The organism is Streptomyces sp. NBC_01298, assembly GCF_035978755.1.
Taxonomy (GTDB): Bacteria; Actinomycetota; Actinomycetes; order Streptomycetales; family Streptomycetaceae; genus Streptomyces.
The window spans coordinates 5,505,450-5,520,734 of the sequence record NZ_CP108414.1; the positions used below are offsets into that span (position 1 = coordinate 5,505,450).

Genomic DNA, 15,285 nt, shown 5'->3' on the forward strand with positions numbered 1-15,285 from the left:
GGTGGGTTTAAGGCCCTAAACGAGGGTGGGTCCCGACTGTGCACGTCAGGACCCGGACCGTGGAGCTCCCCTGTCAGGACTCGAACCCGAACATAAGGCACCAAAAGCCTCAGTGCTGCCAATTACACCACAGGGGATTAATCGACTTAACCGGACATTGCGCCCTGGTGGTCGAGCCGACGGGACCTACTATGCCGCACCGGGCGCCCTGAATGCGACGGTACAAATCCGTGCCCTTCAGCGGGATTTCCGCTCGCCTCCCGGCCGTACCCGCTGCGTAGGCTGGACCGTATGACCAGTACGGGGGAAGAGCAGGGAGAGGCGGGGGCCGGGCGGGACGGGCCCCTGTGGTGGGACGACCGCAGGTCGGCCGTGTTGGACGTGGGGCTCGGCGCGGTGTCCGCCGTCGAGTGCGGGGTGGAGGGCGTCGGGTTCGCCCGAGAGGCGGGGATCCCGGTCTTCGCCGGGGTGCTGTTCGGGCTGCTGATCGGGACCGTGCTGGTCCTGCGGCGGCGCTGGCCGATCCTCGTGGTGCTCGTCGGCATCGCGGTGTCGCCGGCGGCCATGGGGTTCCTGCTCGGCGTGGTCGGGCTGTACACGCTGGCCGCCTCCGAGGTGCCCCGGCGGATCACCGCGACCCTGACGTCGATGTCGCTGGCCGCGACCTTCGTGGTGATGTACATGAGGACCCGGCACCAGCCCGACGTCACCCTGACCATCGTCATCACCCTGTCCGTGTTCGTGGCGGTGGCGCTGACCGTGCCGCCGGTGCTGTTCGGGCTGTACACGGCGGCCCGCAGACGGCTGATGGAGAGCCTGCAGGAGCGGGCGGACTCGCTGGAGCGGGAGCTGTCGCTGCTCGCGGACCGGGCGGAGGAGCGGGCCGAGTGGGCCCGTACGGAGGAGCGGACCCGGATCGCCCGGGAGATGCACGACGTCGTGGCGCACCGGGTGTCGCTCATGGTGGTGCACGCGGCGGCGCTCCAGGCGATCGCCGCCAAGGATCCGGTGAAGGCGGCGAAGAACGCGGCGCTGGTCGGGGACATGGGGCGGCAGGCGCTGACGGAACTGCGCGAGATGCTCGGGGTGCTGCGCGCCCAGGCCCCGAGGCCGGCGGCCCCGACGGCCCCGGTGGCGCTGATCGGGAGCTTCGACGACGGGCCGACGCTGGGCGAGCTGGAGGCGCTGGTCGGACAGTCGCGGGCGGCCGGGATGACCGTGGAGCTGGACGTGCGCGGCGCGTACTCCGCGTACGTGGCGGAGGTGGAGCAGACCGCCTACCGGGTGGTCCAGGAGGCGCTGACCAACTGCCACAAGCACGCCGCGGGCGCCCGGGTCGTCGTACGGCTGGCGCACCGGGAGGGCGAGGTGGCCATGCAGGTGGAGAACGGCCCCTGCGACGGCAAGGCGGCCGAGCCGGGGCTGCCGAGCGGCGGGAACGGCCTGGTCGGCATGCGCGAGCGGGTGCTCGCCCTGGGCGGGGTGTTCGTGTCCGGCCCGACGGACGAGGGCGGTTTCAAGGTCTCGGCGGTCCTGCCGGGCGATCGGGGGTAGCGGCGGATGGTCTGGGACTACTGCGACGGGGATCTGCGCTGGACCCCGGCCGGGGTCCGCGCGTGGTGGGCGGGCCGGGATCGGGTCGCCCGGCACCTGGACGAGGCGCTCGCGGATTTCGGGGCGGGCGGCAGTGCCGAGGACGCCGATGCGGCTGCCGGAGTGCGGGACTTCCAGGGGTACCTGGCCGGCGGGCTCGCCGGTGATGTGCGGGCGTATCTTTTCCGGCTGGAGGAAGGCCGGTATCCGGAGGCCGGGGAGCGGCTGCCGGAGCTGTGAGGTGTGGCGGCGAACAGGGGGAGAGTAGATGACGGTGGGCTGGGATCCGGTGGCGGGGCTGACGGACGAGGACCGGAAGCTGTTCCAGGGGCGGTGGGAGAAGCGGCTCTGGCTGAACGTGCCGGGGCCCTTCTACACGGGCGAGACGGACACGTGCTGGACCGGGCGGCTGAACGCGCCGAGCAACGTGATGTACGCGGCGAGCACCGAGGGCAGCCTCGAGTACGTCTTCCGGCAGCCGCGCGGCCCGGGCGAGGTGCGCGAGGTGGTGAACGCGGCGGACGAGGAGCCCTTCCAGGAGTACGCCTACGACGGGGACCGCTGGTGGACCCCGGAGACGGTGCGCCACTGGTGGGCCGGGCGGGGCCGGGTCGAGGAGCACCTGGCGCTCACGCTGGCCGAGTACGGGGACAGCGTCCATCCCGCCGACCGGGACGCCGCCGTGGGGGCACGGGAGTTCCGGGCCTATCTGGAGGGCGGGCTCGCCGCCGATCTGCGGGCGTACGTCTTCCGGCTGGAGGAGGGCCGCTACCCGGGCGAAGGGGAGCGGCTCCCCGGGCTCGAGGCGTAGGGGGAGAGGACAGGCCCTAGGCCGTCTCTTTCGGATCTTGCCGGGCCCGCGACGCCTGGCACCGCGCCTGGCCGCACTGCCGAGGCGACCACGTACGCCCAGTACGCGAGCGCCCCGACAGCACGCCCAGGCACGGCACCAGGCGCCGCGGACTCGGCCGACAAGATCCGAAAGAGACGACCTAGGCCGGGCCTTCGGTCTGGCCCGTCGTCAGGCGGGTCGGCTGGAGGCCGGTGAGGAGGAGGGTGAGGGCCTCGTCGAGGGTCGCGCCGAGGTACCAGTCGCCGGTGTGGTCCACGCAGTAGACGCGGCCCTCGCGGTCCAGGGCGAGGTGGGACGTTCCGTCGGCCTCGACGCCCAGCGGGCAGAGCTGGGTGGACAGGGCGCGGCCGAGGTCCGCGAAGGTGCGGGCGAGGTGGAGGCCCGTGAGCGGGTCCAGGCGTATCGCGGTGGGCGCGATCTGGCGGCCGGGGCCCGCGGTGCTGACGGTGAGGTTCCCGAACTCCGCCCAGGCTTCGACCGCCGCCGGGAAGACGGTGTGCCGGTGCCCGGCGGGGGTGGTGTGGTCGCGCAGGGCGTCGGCCCAGTACTCGGCCTGCTTGATGTCCCAGCGGCCCGGTTCCCAGCCCGCGGTGCGCAGGGCGGAGTCCACGGCGACGGGGAAGCGGGCGGCCGAGGAGCGGGCGTACGAAGCGGAGGTGGTGGTCATGGCGGCTACTCGGGGTGGGAGAGGTCGACGGGGCGTACGCCGAAGTGGGCGAGGAGGGCCTCGCAGGAGCGGCAGGGAGGTGCGTAGCTGCCGTGGAGCGGGTCGCCGTCCTCGCGGATGCGGCGGGCGGTGATCTTGGAGTGCTTCAGTGAACGGCGGGCCTCGCTCGGGGTGAGCGGCTTGCGCGAGGCGCGCTTGCTGCGGGCGCCCTCGACGGTGGCGAGGTGCCGGGAGAGCAGGATCGCCTCCGGACATCGGCCGGTGAAACGTTCGCGCTGGCCGCTCGTGAGGGTGTCGAGGAAATCCTGGACGAGCGCGTGCAGTACGGGCGGCAGGTCGGCCTTGCCGGCGGTGCCGGTGAGGGTTTCCCCGCGTACGGACAGGGCGGCGGCCACGGTGGGCAGGATCCCGTCGCGGCGGAAGCGGAGCACGGGCACGGCGGGGCGGCCGTCACCGCCGCCGCCCCAGCGCAGGCGGGGGTCGCCGGGGCCCTGGTCGGCCGCGGCGCGGGCCTGCGCCGGGACGGCCGCCGGGCCGCTGGTCCCCGTAAGGGCCGCGGGGTCGCGGGCGTCCGAGGGGTCCGCGGATCCCCGGGCTCCCGCGCCTCCTGAGTGGGCGTCGGCCGGTTCTGTACGTGTCGCCGTGTCGTGCATGGTTGCGCTTTCCCTCCCGTGGCCGCGGTGCTGACCGCTGTCGCGCACGCCCCCGTGCTGTGGGGACAGCCTGTCAAATGTCCCGTGGCATGTGGAAGCGGGGTCGAATATTCGTATCAATTCGGAACTTCCCGGCCCTCCCGCGGGGTCCCCGCGCACGTGCGGGTGACGTCCTCGCCGGAGCACATAGGCTGTGGTGAACCAGCCAGATCCAGCAGGGGGCTACCGCCATGACGACAGGTCGGCTCGGGCATGAGGCCGCGCCACCCAACGCCGCTTATTCGGGGCAGGTCGTGCATTTCCCGGACCCCGTCCGGGCCGCGCGCCATCCCCACGGAGTCCGCATCGACGCGAACGGACATCCCGACTTCGCGCTGTACGCGCGCGCGGCCGTCGAGATCGCCGAGCCCCCGGAGGGCTTCGGCGTGGACGAGCTGCGCCTGACGGACTGCGTGTCCGCGAACGCGGCCATGCGGGGAGGCGGCCACGAACTGTGGGACACCGTCGGCCCGGTGTCGACCCCGCACGGCTGGACCTGGCACCACGTGTCCGGCACGCGCCGCATGGAGCTGGTACCGGTCGAGGTGAAGTCGCTGCTGAGGCACCACGCCGGTCTGGCGACGGCCGCGGTCGACCACGTCAAGCGCGGGTCGCGGCCGTTGCAGGAGGTGCGCCCGGTGCACCTGGGACTGCCCAAGACGGTGGTCTCGGTCACCGAACAGCAGGTCCAGGGCGTCGAGGAGGACCTCGGCTACCGGCTCCCGGAGGCCTACCGCTCCTTCCTCAAGGCGGCGGGCGGCTGCGCGCCCGTGGGCACGGGGCTCGACGTGGAACTGGGACTGCTGGTGGACCAGCCGTTCTTCACCGTGCGCGAGGAGGCGGCGGTCAACGACCTCGTCTACATGAACAAGTGCCTGCGGGATCACCTGACGAAGGACTACCTGTGCGTGGCCTTCGTGCAGGGCGGGCTGCTCGCGGTGAAGGTGCGCGGGGAGGGGATCGGCTCGGTCTGGTTCTCCCCGTACGACGACGCGCGCGACCAGGACGGCTGGTCGGTGCAGGAACGCGTGGAGCGGTTGCTGCTGCCGTGCGGTGCGGATTTCGACGCCTTCCTGGAACGGCTGGCGGGCAATCCGCCGGAACTGGAAACGGTGGCCGGTCTGATGGTGGACGGCGGATTCGCGCGCTCGGTTCCCGTGACGGGTACGGGCACGGGCGCGGGTTCGGCGGAGCGTTCGGTTCCGGGTGCCGGTCAGGCAGCGGCACCGGTGGAGAGGTGACGGCGCGATGGTGACGTTTGCGCAGGCGCAGGAGCGCGCCGAGGAATGGATCAACGGGGACGTGCCCGCGTACCAGCACCGCGAGGTGCGCGTACGGGAGTTCGGACTCGGTTTCGTGGTGTGGGCGGAGGACCGCCCCGCGGGCCCGGTGTCGGGGGGCGGCCGGCAGCGGCTGGTCATCGCGCGGGACAGCGGGGAGGTGACGCTCTGGCCCGGCCTGCCGGTGGGTGAGGTGATCCGCCGCTACGAGGAGGAGTACGGGGCGTCGGCCGCGCAGGCCGAGGCTTCGGTGCCGGTGCCGCGCATCGACTCGGAGCAGACCTCGTTCATGCTGAGTCCGCCGGAGTGGCTCCAGGAGGCGGCGGACCGGGCCGGGATCCCGGCGGCTCCGGCTGCTCCGGTGAGCCCGGCTGTCGCCGTGGCCGCTTCCGCGGAGCCGGTGGCGGAGCCCGTGCCCCTGCGGCGCGGGGGAGAGGTCCCCTACGAGCCGACCGCCAACGACGGGGTGCCCGCCGAGGTCCCGACCGGGGCCACGCCCTGGGCCGGGACCGACGTGAACCCCGGTGCGGACTCCGTGTCCGTACCGCTGCCGGCGACGGTGTTCGCGCCGCCGCTGTCCGGATCGGACCTGGACGACGCCCCGGCGTCCTCGGGGCCGGGCCCGGAGGCGCGCACGACCCTGATGCCCAGGGGCAGTGAACTGCCGAAGACCGCCGTCGTGCCCGCGCTGGATCCGGAGTCCGGGCCGGGGCGGGGGCCGGCGTCCGGTGGGGACATCGCCGACGCGCCGACGAGCAAGGCGCGGGTCAACCGGTCCGCGGCCCCCTCGCCCGTGACTCCGCCGGGTCCGCCCGGTGCGCCGGGCGGGGCCGGGGAGTCGCCTTCGTACGCCGCGACCATGCTGGCGGGCCCCGGCGGTCCGCGGCAGCCCGGTCCGCCCGGAGCTCCGGGGGCGCCCGGCGTGCCCGGTGCGCCCGGTGGCGGGCTGGATCATGCCGCGACGATGCTGGCGGGCCCGGCCGTCACGGGACAGCCGCCCGCGCCTCCCGGTCCGCCGGGGGCTCCGGGGGGTCCCGGGGGTCCGGGGTCGTCCGGGTCGTCGGGTGGGCGCGGGGACGCGTACGCCGCGACGATGCTGGCCGGTCCCGGTGGTCCGCAGCCTCCCGGCCCGCCCGGTCCTCCCGGCCGGCCCGGTGTTCCGCAGGGCGCCGGGCAGCCGCCGGCGCCGCCCGGTCCCCCCGGCGTGCCCGGTGGCGGGCTGGACCATGCCGCGACGATGCTGGCGGGCCCGGCCGTGACGGGGCAGCCGCTCGCGCCTCCCGGTCCGCCGGGGGCTCCGGGTGCTCCGGGGGCGTCCGGTGGGCGCGGGGACGCGTACGCCGCGACGATGCTGGCCGGTCCCGGCGGGCCGCAGCAGCCCGGCCCGCCCGGTCCCGCGCCGCAGGCACCCGTACCGGCGCCGCAGTCACCCGCCGCCAACCCCGGCGTGCCCACGGTCGGCCCCGGCTACCAGGCCGTGCTGCGCTACCGCGCGCCCGACGGCTCCGAGCAGCAGCTCATCCGCCGGTCCGCGCCCGGCACCCCGCACCCCGAGTGGCAGATCCTCTACGAGCTGCGGGCGATGAACGTGCCTCCGCAGCAGGTGCTGGAGCTGCACACGGAGCTGGCCTCGTGCGAGCTGCCCGGCGGCTACTGCGCCCGCATGATCCGGGAGACCTGGCCGCAGGTCCGGATCACGAACGTGGCCCCGTACGGGACGGACCACGCGGGCCGGCAGCAGGGCATGCGGCACCTGCTGACCCACCAGGGCGAACTGCACCAGGTGGCGGACGGCCCGGCGCGCCCCGCGCCGGTGCGCGCACCGCTGCCGCAGGTGCCCCTGCAGCCGGCGATCCCGCTGGACGCGATCGCCCAGGAACTGGCGGGGGCGTTCGGCCCGCAGGGGGTGTTCCGCTTCGAGCAGCGCGCGGTGTCCCGGCAGGGCGTGCCGGAGATCGTGGCGCAAACGCTGATGTGGTCGGGCCTGCCCGTCGACTTCGGGCCGTTCTTCTGGGCCCAGGCCGTACCGGGCGCACCGCTGCCGACGCTGGCCGAACTGGCCGCGCAGCGGCAGGTGCAGCCGGCCTCGGACGCGGGCTCGTACCTGGTGGTGGGCAGCGACTTCGGCAAGGCGCTGTGCGTGCAGTACGGAACCGCGCACATCGTCGCGGTCCCGGTGGAGAGCGGTCCCGGCGGGGCGCCGGTGCCCCCGCAGTTCGTCAACTCCTCGCTGCCGCAGTTCGTACGGTCCCTGGCGATGCTGGGTCACATGTGGCGGCTGCGCCAGCATCTGACGCCGGAGCAGGCGGGCCGCTGGACCGTCGATTTCCAGGCGAATCTGGCGGGGCTGGACAGCGCGGCGCTCGCGTCGCCGGAGAACTGGTGGTCGGTGCTGCTGGAGCAGATGTGGGACGGCCTCCTCTGATCCCCCGCTGATCCACGGCTGATCCGGATGGCCGGGTCGTGACCCTCGAACGGGGTCTCGGCCCGGCCATTCGGGCTTCCGGGAGCAAATGACGCATCCTTGGCAGGAACCCCCGCGAGAGAGGCGCTTCCAGGATGAGTGCACCCTTTACGACCGTGCGTGGCCGTGGCTACCGGGCGGAAGAGGTGGACCGGTACCTCGCCCGGCTGTCGGGCGGCCGGGACGACGCCTGGGAGCGGGTGGCCCGTCTGACCGTGCTGGCCAGGGACATGGAGGCGGAGGCGGAGCGGCTGCGCGTGGTGGTCTCCGGACTGGCCCCGCAGACGTACGACGAACTCGGCGAGCGGGCCCGCCGGATCCTGCTGCTGGCCGAGGAGGAGTCCGAGACCCTACGGGGTGACGCGCGGGCGGACGCCCTGGCGACGGCGGGCGCCGCCGAGGCGCACGCGGACCGGGTGACGGAGCTGGCGCGCGGCGACGCGGAGGCGGTGCGCGAGCAGACCGAAGTCCGGGCCCGGCAGGCGCTGCTGCGGGCGGGGCGCGAGGCGGACGACGCGCGGACGGAGGCGCGGGACGACGCGGCGGCGTGGCGGGCGGAGGCGGCTGCCGTGCTGGCGGACACGGCGCGCCGGGCGGAGGCGATGCTCGCCGAGCGCGAGCAGGAACACGCGGAGCGCTGGGACGCGGCGGAGCGGGAGCTGGCGGCGCGGGAGGCGGAGATGGCGGCGCGGGAGGCGGAGCTGGAACGGTACGCGCAGTCCCGGCTGGCGGAGGCGAAGCGGGCGTTCGCGCAGACCCAGGAGACGGCGCGGCACGGGCAGGAGGACGCCGAGGCGAGGGCGGCGGAGCTGATCGCGGAGGCGCGGGTGCGGGAGGAGCGGGTCGGTCGGGAGACGGAGCGGATCCTTCGGGAACACGGGGAGTCCCAGGACGAGATGCGGGCCCACATGAACCACGTCCGCTCCAGCCTCGCGGCGCTGACGGGGCGTGCGCCGGCGGAGGGCTAGCGGCGTTGCGCCTCAAGCGCCGGCGGGGCTGGGGTTGGCCTGGGCGCGGGGTGGCTGCGGGTGGGGGGTCGGTGCCGGGGGCGGGGTGGGGTGTCGGCCTGGACTGCATGATTTAGGCGCCCTGTGCCGTACTTCGACAGTAATCCCGAGTAGTGCGCCACAAATCACGCTTTACGTCCCGGCCAACACCCCACCCCGCCCCCGTCCCCGACCCCGGTACGCAGCCCCCGATCGGGGTCGTTCTTTCAGCCGTCCGGCGTTTGAGGACCGGGGTCTGGGGCGGAGCCCCAGGGGTCCGGGCGCAGCCCGGTACCCCTGCTTTCAGCCCGTCCGGCGTTTGAGGACCGGGTCCGGGCCGGCCCGGGGAACGGTGGAAGGGCGGGTAGGGGATCCAGCCCCGCAGGGCCCACCAGGCCGCACCCGCCTAGAGGCCCCGCGCAGCGGGGTGGGTGCGTCAGGACGGCTGGGTGGGCGGGGGGACGTAGGGGGACGGGTCGCTGCGGAGGCCGTGGGTGGTGACCATCACCGTGAAGGCGGGCGGCGCCGATGGGGGGAGGGGGGCCGACAGGGCCCCCGGCGGGGTGACGGTGGTCGGGAGGGGCGTGCCGTCCAGTTCGATCCGGGGGGCGTCCCCGAAGCCGCCGCCCTCGACCGAGAGGAGGCCGTCCGCGACGGAGACCCTGGTGATCACCGGATTGCCTCGGATCGCCACCTTGTTCAACAGGTACGCGCCGGCCGGCGCCCCCGTCAGCGCCCACATCTCGGAGGGCAGCTTCGGCAGCCCGCCGCCCACGTCCGACAGGAAGAACGTGACGACGTAGAGCATCGTGACCGCGCTCAGGGCGACGTACTGCAGGTCGACCAGGTCGGTCCGCCCGCCGTCGTTCGCGATCAGGTCGTGGATCGGCCGCCGCCCCGTGCCCTTGGGCGCGGGTTTGGCCATGGAGCCCCGCTCCACCCGCATGCCGACCACCGCCTTCGCCGCGATGAGGGCGGCGTACGGACCCCCGAGCAGCGGGAGGTAGACGGTGGTCAGGGAGGACAGGGGGCCCTCGGGGCCCTGGAACCAGTCGACGCCGCCGCCCGCGGTGAGTCCGTAGCCGAGGGTGGCCAGGAGCAGCCAGAGCAGGATCACGGTCCAGGCCAGGGCGAGCGTGATCGAGGTGGAGAGGCGTCCGTCGCGGCCGGTGACGAAGCCGGGGTGGCGGAGCAGGCGCAGGACGATCGGGCCCGCCAGGGCGGCGAGTAAGGCGAGTGCGAAGAGCGCGGACGTCATGTGTGGTCCCCCCGGGAGTGCGGCGTCTCCGAAGAGGGTTACCGGTTCGGTCCGGGCATGACAAGTTGCCCGGGCTCAGCCCTCGCGCTGTTCCGGCAGCACCGGGAACCGCCGCGGCGCCACCAGCAGCAGCACCAGCGCCGACGCGGCCGCCGCCAGGGTCGCGCCGAGGAAGATGTGGTCCCCGGCGGCGGCCACGGCCCGGCGCAGGTACTCGGCGGCCTCGGGGGCGAGCAGGTCCGGGTGGGTCAGGGCCTTGGAGACGTCGTCCAGGTTCGAGGGGAGACCCGCCACCGGGGCGTCTGCCAGCCGGCCGGCGATGGTGGCGTTGGCCACGGCCCCCAGCAGCGCCGCTCCGACGCTCTGGCCGACGTTGCGGCAGAACAGCACCGAGGCCGTGGTGGTTCCGCGCTCCTGCCAGCCCACCGTGGACTGGACCCCGACGATCAGCGGGAGCTGGAAGAGGCCGAGGGCCCCGCCCAGCAGCAGCATGATCAGGACGGGCTGCCAGACCGGCGGGGGGTAGGGGAGCAGGGTGAAGGCGCCGAGGACGGCGGCGGCCAGGGCGACCCCGGTGGCGGCGGTGTTGCGGAAGCCGATGCGCCGGTAGACGTGCTGGGCGAGGGCGGCGCTGATCGGCCAGCTCAGGGTCATCGCGGAGGTGACCAGGCCGGCGCCGGTCGGGCCGAGGCCCAGGACGCTCTGGGCGTACGTCGGCATGAAGACCATCGGGGCGACCATCAGCAGCCCGAGCCCGGCCATGGCCAGGTTCACGGCGGCGATGGTGCGCCGGCGCCACACCCAGCCGGGCAGGATGGGCTGCTCGGCCCGGCGTTCGATCCGGACGACGAGCGCGCCCAGCGCGGCGCTCGCTCCCAGCAGCCCCAGCGAGGGCGCCGACAGCCAGGGCCAGGCGACTCCGCCCTGCACCAGCGCGAAGAGCAGCAGCCCCCCGCAGGCGAAGACGGCGACGGCTCCCCGCCAGTCGACCGGGCCGGTGCGGCCGGGGGGCAGGGTGGGCTCGACCAGGTGGCGGCTGATGATCCACAGGGCGGCGGCGGCCAGCGGCAGGTTGAGCAGGAAGATCCAGCGCCAGTCGGTGTACGTGGCGATCAGCCCGCCGAGCGCGGGGCCGGCCAGTGCCGAGGTGGCCCAGACCGCGGACATCCGGGCCTGGATGCGCGGCCGTTCCCTGAGCGGGTAGAGATCGGCGGCCAGGGTCTGGACGGTGCCCTGCAGGGCGCCGCCGCCCAGGCCCTGGAGGATCCGGAAGGCGATGAGGGCGGCCATGTTCCAGGCGGCCGCGCACAGCAGCGAGCCGAACAGGAAGAGGCTGATGCCGAGGAGCAGGACGGGCTTGCGGCCGTAGGTGTCGGAGAGCTTGCCGTAGACGGGCAGGGTGACGGTTCCGGCCAGGACGTAGCCCGAGAAGATCCACGAGAAGACGGCGAAGCCGCCGAGGTCGCCGACGATCTGCGGGACGGCGGTGGCGACGATGGCGGTGTCCAGGGCGACGAGGCCCATGGTCAGCATCAGGGCGGCGACGACGGCCGTACGGGGTCGCCCGGGCGGGGGCTGCGACCCCGGAGCCGGAGCCGGACCCGGAGCCGGACCCGGAGCCGTGGCCGGGGCCGTGGCCGGACCCGTCGCGGCATCCGTCGCGGCCCCCTTCTTGGCGGAGGCTTGGTCTGCGGATCCGGCGGCTTCGCCCCGGGGTATGCCTCCGGCACTGTCGCCGGTACTCGCGCCCGTGCTCTCCCCTGAGCCCATGAAAAACCCTTCCCCCCGTGCGTACCTGCGCGGACACCATCTCACTGCGGCATTGCGGGGCGGTATCCCCTCAGGGCGCCTCGTCCCAACGGGCGAGATCCCCTAGGGGTTCGTCCTCATAAGGATCCAGGGCCGCTTCGTCCCAGGGGAGGAGGAGGAAAGGGCGCGGGGGTCCTTAACTGGTTTCTACAGGGCGGGAGTCCGGGGGGTAGGGCTAGCACCCCTATGGATACGGCGATTGGCACCAGCGCGCCGCGGTACCCCGCCCAGCAGACTTCGAATGAAGCGCGTCACAGCGCGCCGAGTGACATCGAACCGACGACCGTACGCGGCAGAACGAGGGGAAACACCGTGACAACGGCTATGACCGAAACCAGGCACGGGGGTACTGGAGGGCATGAGGCCGTCGCGGCGCGGGCGCGGAAGGTCGTCAAGGCCTACGGCTCCGGCGAGACGCGGGTGGTTGCCCTCGACGCGGTGGACGTGGACATCCACCGAGGCCGGTTCACCGCGATCATGGGGCCCTCGGGCTCCGGCAAGTCCACGCTGATGCACTGCCTGGCCGGCCTGGACACGGTGACCAGCGGCCAGATCTTCCTGGACGACACCGAGATCACCGGGCTGAAGGACAAGAAGCTCACGCAACTGCGCAGGGACCGGATCGGCTTCATCTTCCAGGCCTTCAACCTGCTGCCGACGCTCAACGCCCTGGAGAACATCACGCTCCCCATGGACATCGCCGGCCGCAAGGCCGACGCGGAGTGGCTGAACCGGGTCGTGGAGACGGTGGGCCTGGCGGGCCGCCTCAAGCACCGGCCGACCGAGCTCTCCGGCGGCCAGCAGCAGCGTGTGGCGGTCGCCCGCGCCCTGGCCTCCCGGCCCCAGATCATCTTCGGCGACGAGCCGACCGGAAATCTGGACTCCCGGGCCGGCGCGGAAGTCCTGGGCTTCCTGCGCCGTTCGGTGAACGAGCTGGGCCAGACCATCGTCATGGTCACCCACGACCCGGTCGCCGCCTCCTACGCGGACCGCGTCATCTTCCTCGCGGACGGCCGGATCGTGGACGAGATGCACCGGCCCACCGCCGACCAGGTCCTGGACCGCATGAAGGACTTCGACGCCCGTGGGCGGACGTCATGACCGTCATGAAGACCGCGCGGCGCAACTTCTTCGCGCACAAGGGGCGGATGGCGCTCTCCGCCGTGGCCGTCCTGCTGTCCGTCGCCTTCGTCTGCGGGACGCTGGTGTTCACGGACACCATGAACACCACCTTCGACAAGCTGTTCGCGGTCACCAACTCCAATGTCACGGTCACCCCGAAGGAGGCCGAGAACAGCGGGGAGACCCCCGACACCGGCAAGCCGCAGGCGCTGCCCGCCTCCGTCGTCGCGCAGGTGGAGAAGGCCGAGGGCGTGAAGTCCGTCGAGGGCGGCGTCTCCTCGATGGCGGTCACCGTCGTCAACTCCAAGAACGAGAACCTCGGTTCGACCACCGGAGCCCCGACCTTCGCGGGCAACTGGACCGAGAACGAGCTGAAGTCGATGAAGATCATCGAGGGGCAGGCCCCGCGCGGCCCCACCGACGTGATGATCGACAGCGACACCGCGAAGAAGCACCACCTGAAGCTCGGTGACGACATCCGCACGATCGCCGTCACCGGCGACATCCGCTCCAAGATCACCGGCATCGCCGCGTTCACCGTGACCAACCCGGGTGCGACCATCGTCTACTTCGACACCGCCACCGCGCAGCAGAAGCTGCTCGGCGCCCCGGACGCCTTCACCCACCTGAATGTCACCGCCAAGGACGGGGTGAGCGACGCGCAGCTCAAGACGCATGTGGCTGCCGCCGTCGGCGCCGACACCTACAAGCTGCAGACCGCGAAGGAAGCCGCGGACGCCAACAAGAAGAGCATGGACTTCCTCGACATCATGAAGTGGGTGATGCTCGGCTTCGCCGCGATCGCCTTCCTCGTCGGGATCTTCCTGATCTTCAACACCTTCTCGATGCTGGTCGCCCAGCGCACCCGTGAGATCGGCCTGATGCGGGCCATCGGCGCCGACAGCGGCCAGGTGCTCAAGTCGGTGGTCATCGAGGCCCTGCTGCTCGGCGTGGTCGGCTCGATCCTCGGCGTCGCCGCCGGCGTCGGCCTGGCCGTCGGCCTGATGCAGCTCATGAGCCAGATGGGCATGAGCCTGTCCACCGAGGACCTGACCATCGCCTGGACCACGCCGGTCGTGGGCATCGTCCTCGGCGTCGTCGTGACTGTCGTCTCCGCCTTCATACCGGCCCGCCGGGCCGGCAAGGTCTCCCCGATGGCCGCCCTGCGCGAGTCCGGCACCCCCGGTGACAAGAAGGCAGGCCGGATCCGCGCCGCCCTGGGCCTGGGCCTCACCGGCATCGGCGCCGCGGCCCTGTACCTGGCCGGTACCGCCGACTCCGCCGGTACCGGAGCGAAGTGGCTGGGGCTGGGCGTCCTGTTCACCCTCATCGGCTTCATCGTGATCGGCCCGCTCCTCGCGGGCGTCGTGGTCCGGGCCCTGTCCGCCCCGGTGCTGCGGCCCTTCGGCTCCATAGGCCGCCTCGCCGAGCGCAACGCGCTGCGCAACCCGCGCCGCACCGGTGCCACCGCCGCCGCGCTGATGATCGGCCTCGCGCTGGTCGCCTGCCTGTCGGTGGTCGGCTCCTCGATGGTGGCCTCGGCCACCGACGAGCTCGACAAGTCGGTCGGTGCGGACTTCATCGTCCAGTCCCAGACCGGGCAGCCGGTCGTACCGCAGGCCGAGGAGGCGCTGCGGGCCACGCCGGGCCTGGCGCACGTCACCGCCTACCGGGAGGTCGATGCCAAGATCACCGCCCCCGACGGCACCACCGAGTCGGACGGGATCGGGGTCCAGGACCCCACGTACGCCCAGGACGTCCGCCGCAAGACGACCGCCGGCGAGCACGCGGACGCGTACAAGCCGGGCTCGATGTCGGTGGGCTCCGAGTTCGCCACGAAGCACCAGGTGAAGCTCGGTGACGAGCTGACGGTCGCCTTCACCGGGGGCAAGACCACGAAGCTCAAGGTCGCGGCGATCACGAGCGACGAGGGCAACCTCGACAAGGGCATGAAGTACGTCAGCACCGCCGTCGCCGAGGCGAACCTGCCCGCCGACAAGATGCCCCGGCCCTTCATGGTGCTGGCCACCGCGAAGGACGGCCAGGACGACGCCGCCTACGCGGCGGTCAAGTCGGCGCTGGCCGAGTACCCGCAGTACCAGGTGCTCAACCAGACGGACTACAAGCAGGCGCTGAAGGACCAGGTCGGCCAGCTGCTGAACGTGGTCTACGCCCTCCTCGCCCTCGCGATCATCGTCGCGGTCCTGGGCGTGGTGAACACCCTGGCCCTCTCGGTGGTCGAGCGGACCCGCGAGATCGGCCTGATGCGCGCCATCGGTCTCTCCCGCCGCCAGCTGCGCCGCATGATCCGCCTGGAGTCGGTGGTCATCGCCCTCTTCGGCGCCCTGCTGGGCCTCGGCCTGGGCATGGGCTGGGGCGCCACCGCCCATCAGCTCCTCGCACTGGAGGGCATGAAGATCCTCGAGATCCCGTGGCCCACCATCCTCGGCGTGTTCGCCGGCTCCGCCCTGGTCGGCCTGCTGGCCGCCCTGGTCCCGGCCTTCCGGGCGGGCCGGATGAACGTCCTGAACGCGATCGCCAGCGAGTAGTCGCCGGTCGGT

General features: G+C 73.1%; 12 protein-coding genes and 1 tRNA gene. 8 read left to right on the forward strand and 5 right to left on the reverse strand.

Annotated elements, in window-relative coordinates; translation table 11 throughout:
* Positions 1-65: 65 nt before the first annotated feature.
* Positions 66-137 (reverse strand) — tRNA-Gln (locus OG730_RS25135).
* A 154-nt stretch (positions 138-291) separates the two neighbouring features.
* Here OG730_RS25135 and OG730_RS25140 point away from each other — a divergent pair.
* Genes OG730_RS25140 through OG730_RS25150 form a run of 3 tightly spaced genes read left to right on the forward strand, consistent with a single transcriptional unit; the run spans position 292 to position 2,404 of the window.
* Positions 292-1,554, forward strand: coding sequence for a sensor histidine kinase (locus OG730_RS25140; protein WP_327306365.1), 1,263 nt, complete (start codon positions 292-294; stop codon positions 1,552-1,554).
* A gap of 6 nt (positions 1,555-1,560) precedes the next feature.
* Positions 1,561-1,833, forward strand: a complete 273-nt coding sequence (locus OG730_RS25145) for a hypothetical protein (protein WP_327306366.1) — start codon at positions 1,561-1,563, stop codon at positions 1,831-1,833.
* Between the two features lie 28 nt (positions 1,834-1,861).
* On the forward strand, positions 1,862-2,404 hold the full coding sequence (locus OG730_RS25150; RefSeq protein WP_327306367.1) for a hypothetical protein: 543 nt from the start codon (positions 1,862-1,864) through the stop codon (positions 2,402-2,404).
* 181 nt (positions 2,405-2,585) lie between these two features.
* Here OG730_RS25150 and OG730_RS25155 read toward each other — a convergent pair whose 3' ends face one another.
* The gene (locus tag OG730_RS25155) at positions 2,586-3,113 is read right to left on the reverse strand and encodes an SUKH-3 domain-containing protein (RefSeq protein ID WP_327306368.1); all 528 of its coding nucleotides are present in this window, start codon (positions 3,111-3,113) and stop codon (positions 2,586-2,588) included.
* A gap of 5 nt (positions 3,114-3,118) precedes the next feature.
* Entirely contained in the window at positions 3,119-3,766 is a 648-nt protein-coding gene (locus OG730_RS25160; protein ID WP_327306369.1) for a YwqJ-related putative deaminase, read from the reverse strand.
* A 230-nt stretch (positions 3,767-3,996) separates the two neighbouring features.
* Here OG730_RS25160 and OG730_RS25165 point away from each other — a divergent pair, with 230 nt between their 5' ends.
* The 3 genes from OG730_RS25165 (at position 3,997) to OG730_RS25175 (ending at position 8,517) form a co-directional block, all read left to right on the forward strand.
* The gene (locus OG730_RS25165) at positions 3,997-5,046 is read left to right on the forward strand and encodes an SMI1/KNR4 family protein (RefSeq protein ID WP_327306370.1); all 1,050 of its coding nucleotides are present in this window, start codon (positions 3,997-3,999) and stop codon (positions 5,044-5,046) included.
* Between the two features lie 7 nt (positions 5,047-5,053).
* Positions 5,054-7,510: an SUKH-4 family immunity protein gene (locus OG730_RS25170; protein WP_327306371.1), complete on the forward strand. Its 2,457-nt coding sequence runs from the start codon at positions 5,054-5,056 to the stop codon at positions 7,508-7,510.
* Between the two features lie 134 nt (positions 7,511-7,644).
* A complete protein-coding gene (locus tag OG730_RS25175; RefSeq protein WP_327306372.1) occupies positions 7,645-8,517 on the forward strand; it encodes a DivIVA domain-containing protein in 873 nt (290 codons plus the stop codon).
* Between the two features lie 454 nt (positions 8,518-8,971).
* On the opposite strand, the gene OG730_RS25180 is transcribed toward OG730_RS25175, so the two are convergent.
* Together OG730_RS25180 and OG730_RS25185 are read right to left on the reverse strand one after the other, a co-directional pair.
* A complete protein-coding gene (locus OG730_RS25180; RefSeq protein ID WP_327306373.1) occupies positions 8,972-9,793 on the reverse strand; it encodes a hypothetical protein in 822 nt (273 codons plus the stop codon).
* A gap of 75 nt (positions 9,794-9,868) precedes the next feature.
* Positions 9,869-11,563 (reverse strand): MFS transporter, encoded by a 1,695-nt coding sequence (locus tag OG730_RS25185; protein ID WP_327306374.1) that lies wholly within the window; start codon positions 11,561-11,563, stop codon positions 9,869-9,871.
* Positions 11,564-11,926: 363 nt separating this feature from the next.
* Between OG730_RS25185 and OG730_RS25190 the strand changes: the two genes are divergently transcribed.
* Both OG730_RS25190 and OG730_RS25195 read left to right on the forward strand, forming a co-directional pair.
* Complete coding sequence (locus OG730_RS25190; protein ID WP_442815007.1) at positions 11,927-12,703, forward strand: ABC transporter ATP-binding protein; 777 nt, start codon at positions 11,927-11,929, stop codon at positions 12,701-12,703.
* Positions 12,700-15,273 (forward strand): ABC transporter permease, encoded by a 2,574-nt coding sequence (locus OG730_RS25195; RefSeq protein ID WP_327306376.1) that lies wholly within the window; start codon positions 12,700-12,702, stop codon positions 15,271-15,273. The genes OG730_RS25190 and OG730_RS25195 overlap by 4 nt, the downstream gene beginning before the upstream one ends.
* The last annotated feature ends 12 nt before the right edge of the window (positions 15,274-15,285 follow it).

Excerpts from the sequence above, each read along its gene's own strand:
- OG730_RS25140 (WP_327306365.1), top strand. The coding sequence starts at position 292 with ATGACCAGTACGGGGGAAGAGCAGGGAGAGGCGGGGGCCGGGCGGGAC.
- OG730_RS25145 (WP_327306366.1), top strand. The coding sequence starts at position 1,561 with ATGGTCTGGGACTACTGCGACGGGGATCTGCGCTGGACCCCGGCCGGG.
- OG730_RS25150 (WP_327306367.1), top strand. The coding sequence starts at position 1,862 with ATGACGGTGGGCTGGGATCCGGTGGCGGGGCTGACGGACGAGGACCGG.
- OG730_RS25155 (WP_327306368.1), bottom strand. The coding sequence starts at position 3,113 with ATGACCACCACCTCCGCTTCGTACGCCCGCTCCTCGGCCGCCCGCTTC.
- OG730_RS25160 (WP_327306369.1), bottom strand. The coding sequence starts at position 3,766 with ATGCACGACACGGCGACACGTACAGAACCGGCCGACGCCCACTCAGGA.
- OG730_RS25165 (WP_327306370.1), top strand. The coding sequence starts at position 3,997 with ATGACGACAGGTCGGCTCGGGCATGAGGCCGCGCCACCCAACGCCGCT.
- OG730_RS25170 (WP_327306371.1), top strand. The coding sequence starts at position 5,054 with ATGGTGACGTTTGCGCAGGCGCAGGAGCGCGCCGAGGAATGGATCAAC.
- OG730_RS25175 (WP_327306372.1), top strand. The coding sequence starts at position 7,645 with ATGAGTGCACCCTTTACGACCGTGCGTGGCCGTGGCTACCGGGCGGAA.
- OG730_RS25180 (WP_327306373.1), bottom strand. The coding sequence starts at position 9,793 with ATGACGTCCGCGCTCTTCGCACTCGCCTTACTCGCCGCCCTGGCGGGC.
- OG730_RS25185 (WP_327306374.1), bottom strand. The coding sequence starts at position 11,563 with ATGGGCTCAGGGGAGAGCACGGGCGCGAGTACCGGCGACAGTGCCGGA.
- OG730_RS25190 (WP_442815007.1), top strand. The coding sequence starts at position 11,927 with ATGACCGAAACCAGGCACGGGGGTACTGGAGGGCATGAGGCCGTCGCG.
- OG730_RS25195 (WP_327306376.1), top strand. The coding sequence starts at position 12,700 with ATGACCGTCATGAAGACCGCGCGGCGCAACTTCTTCGCGCACAAGGGG.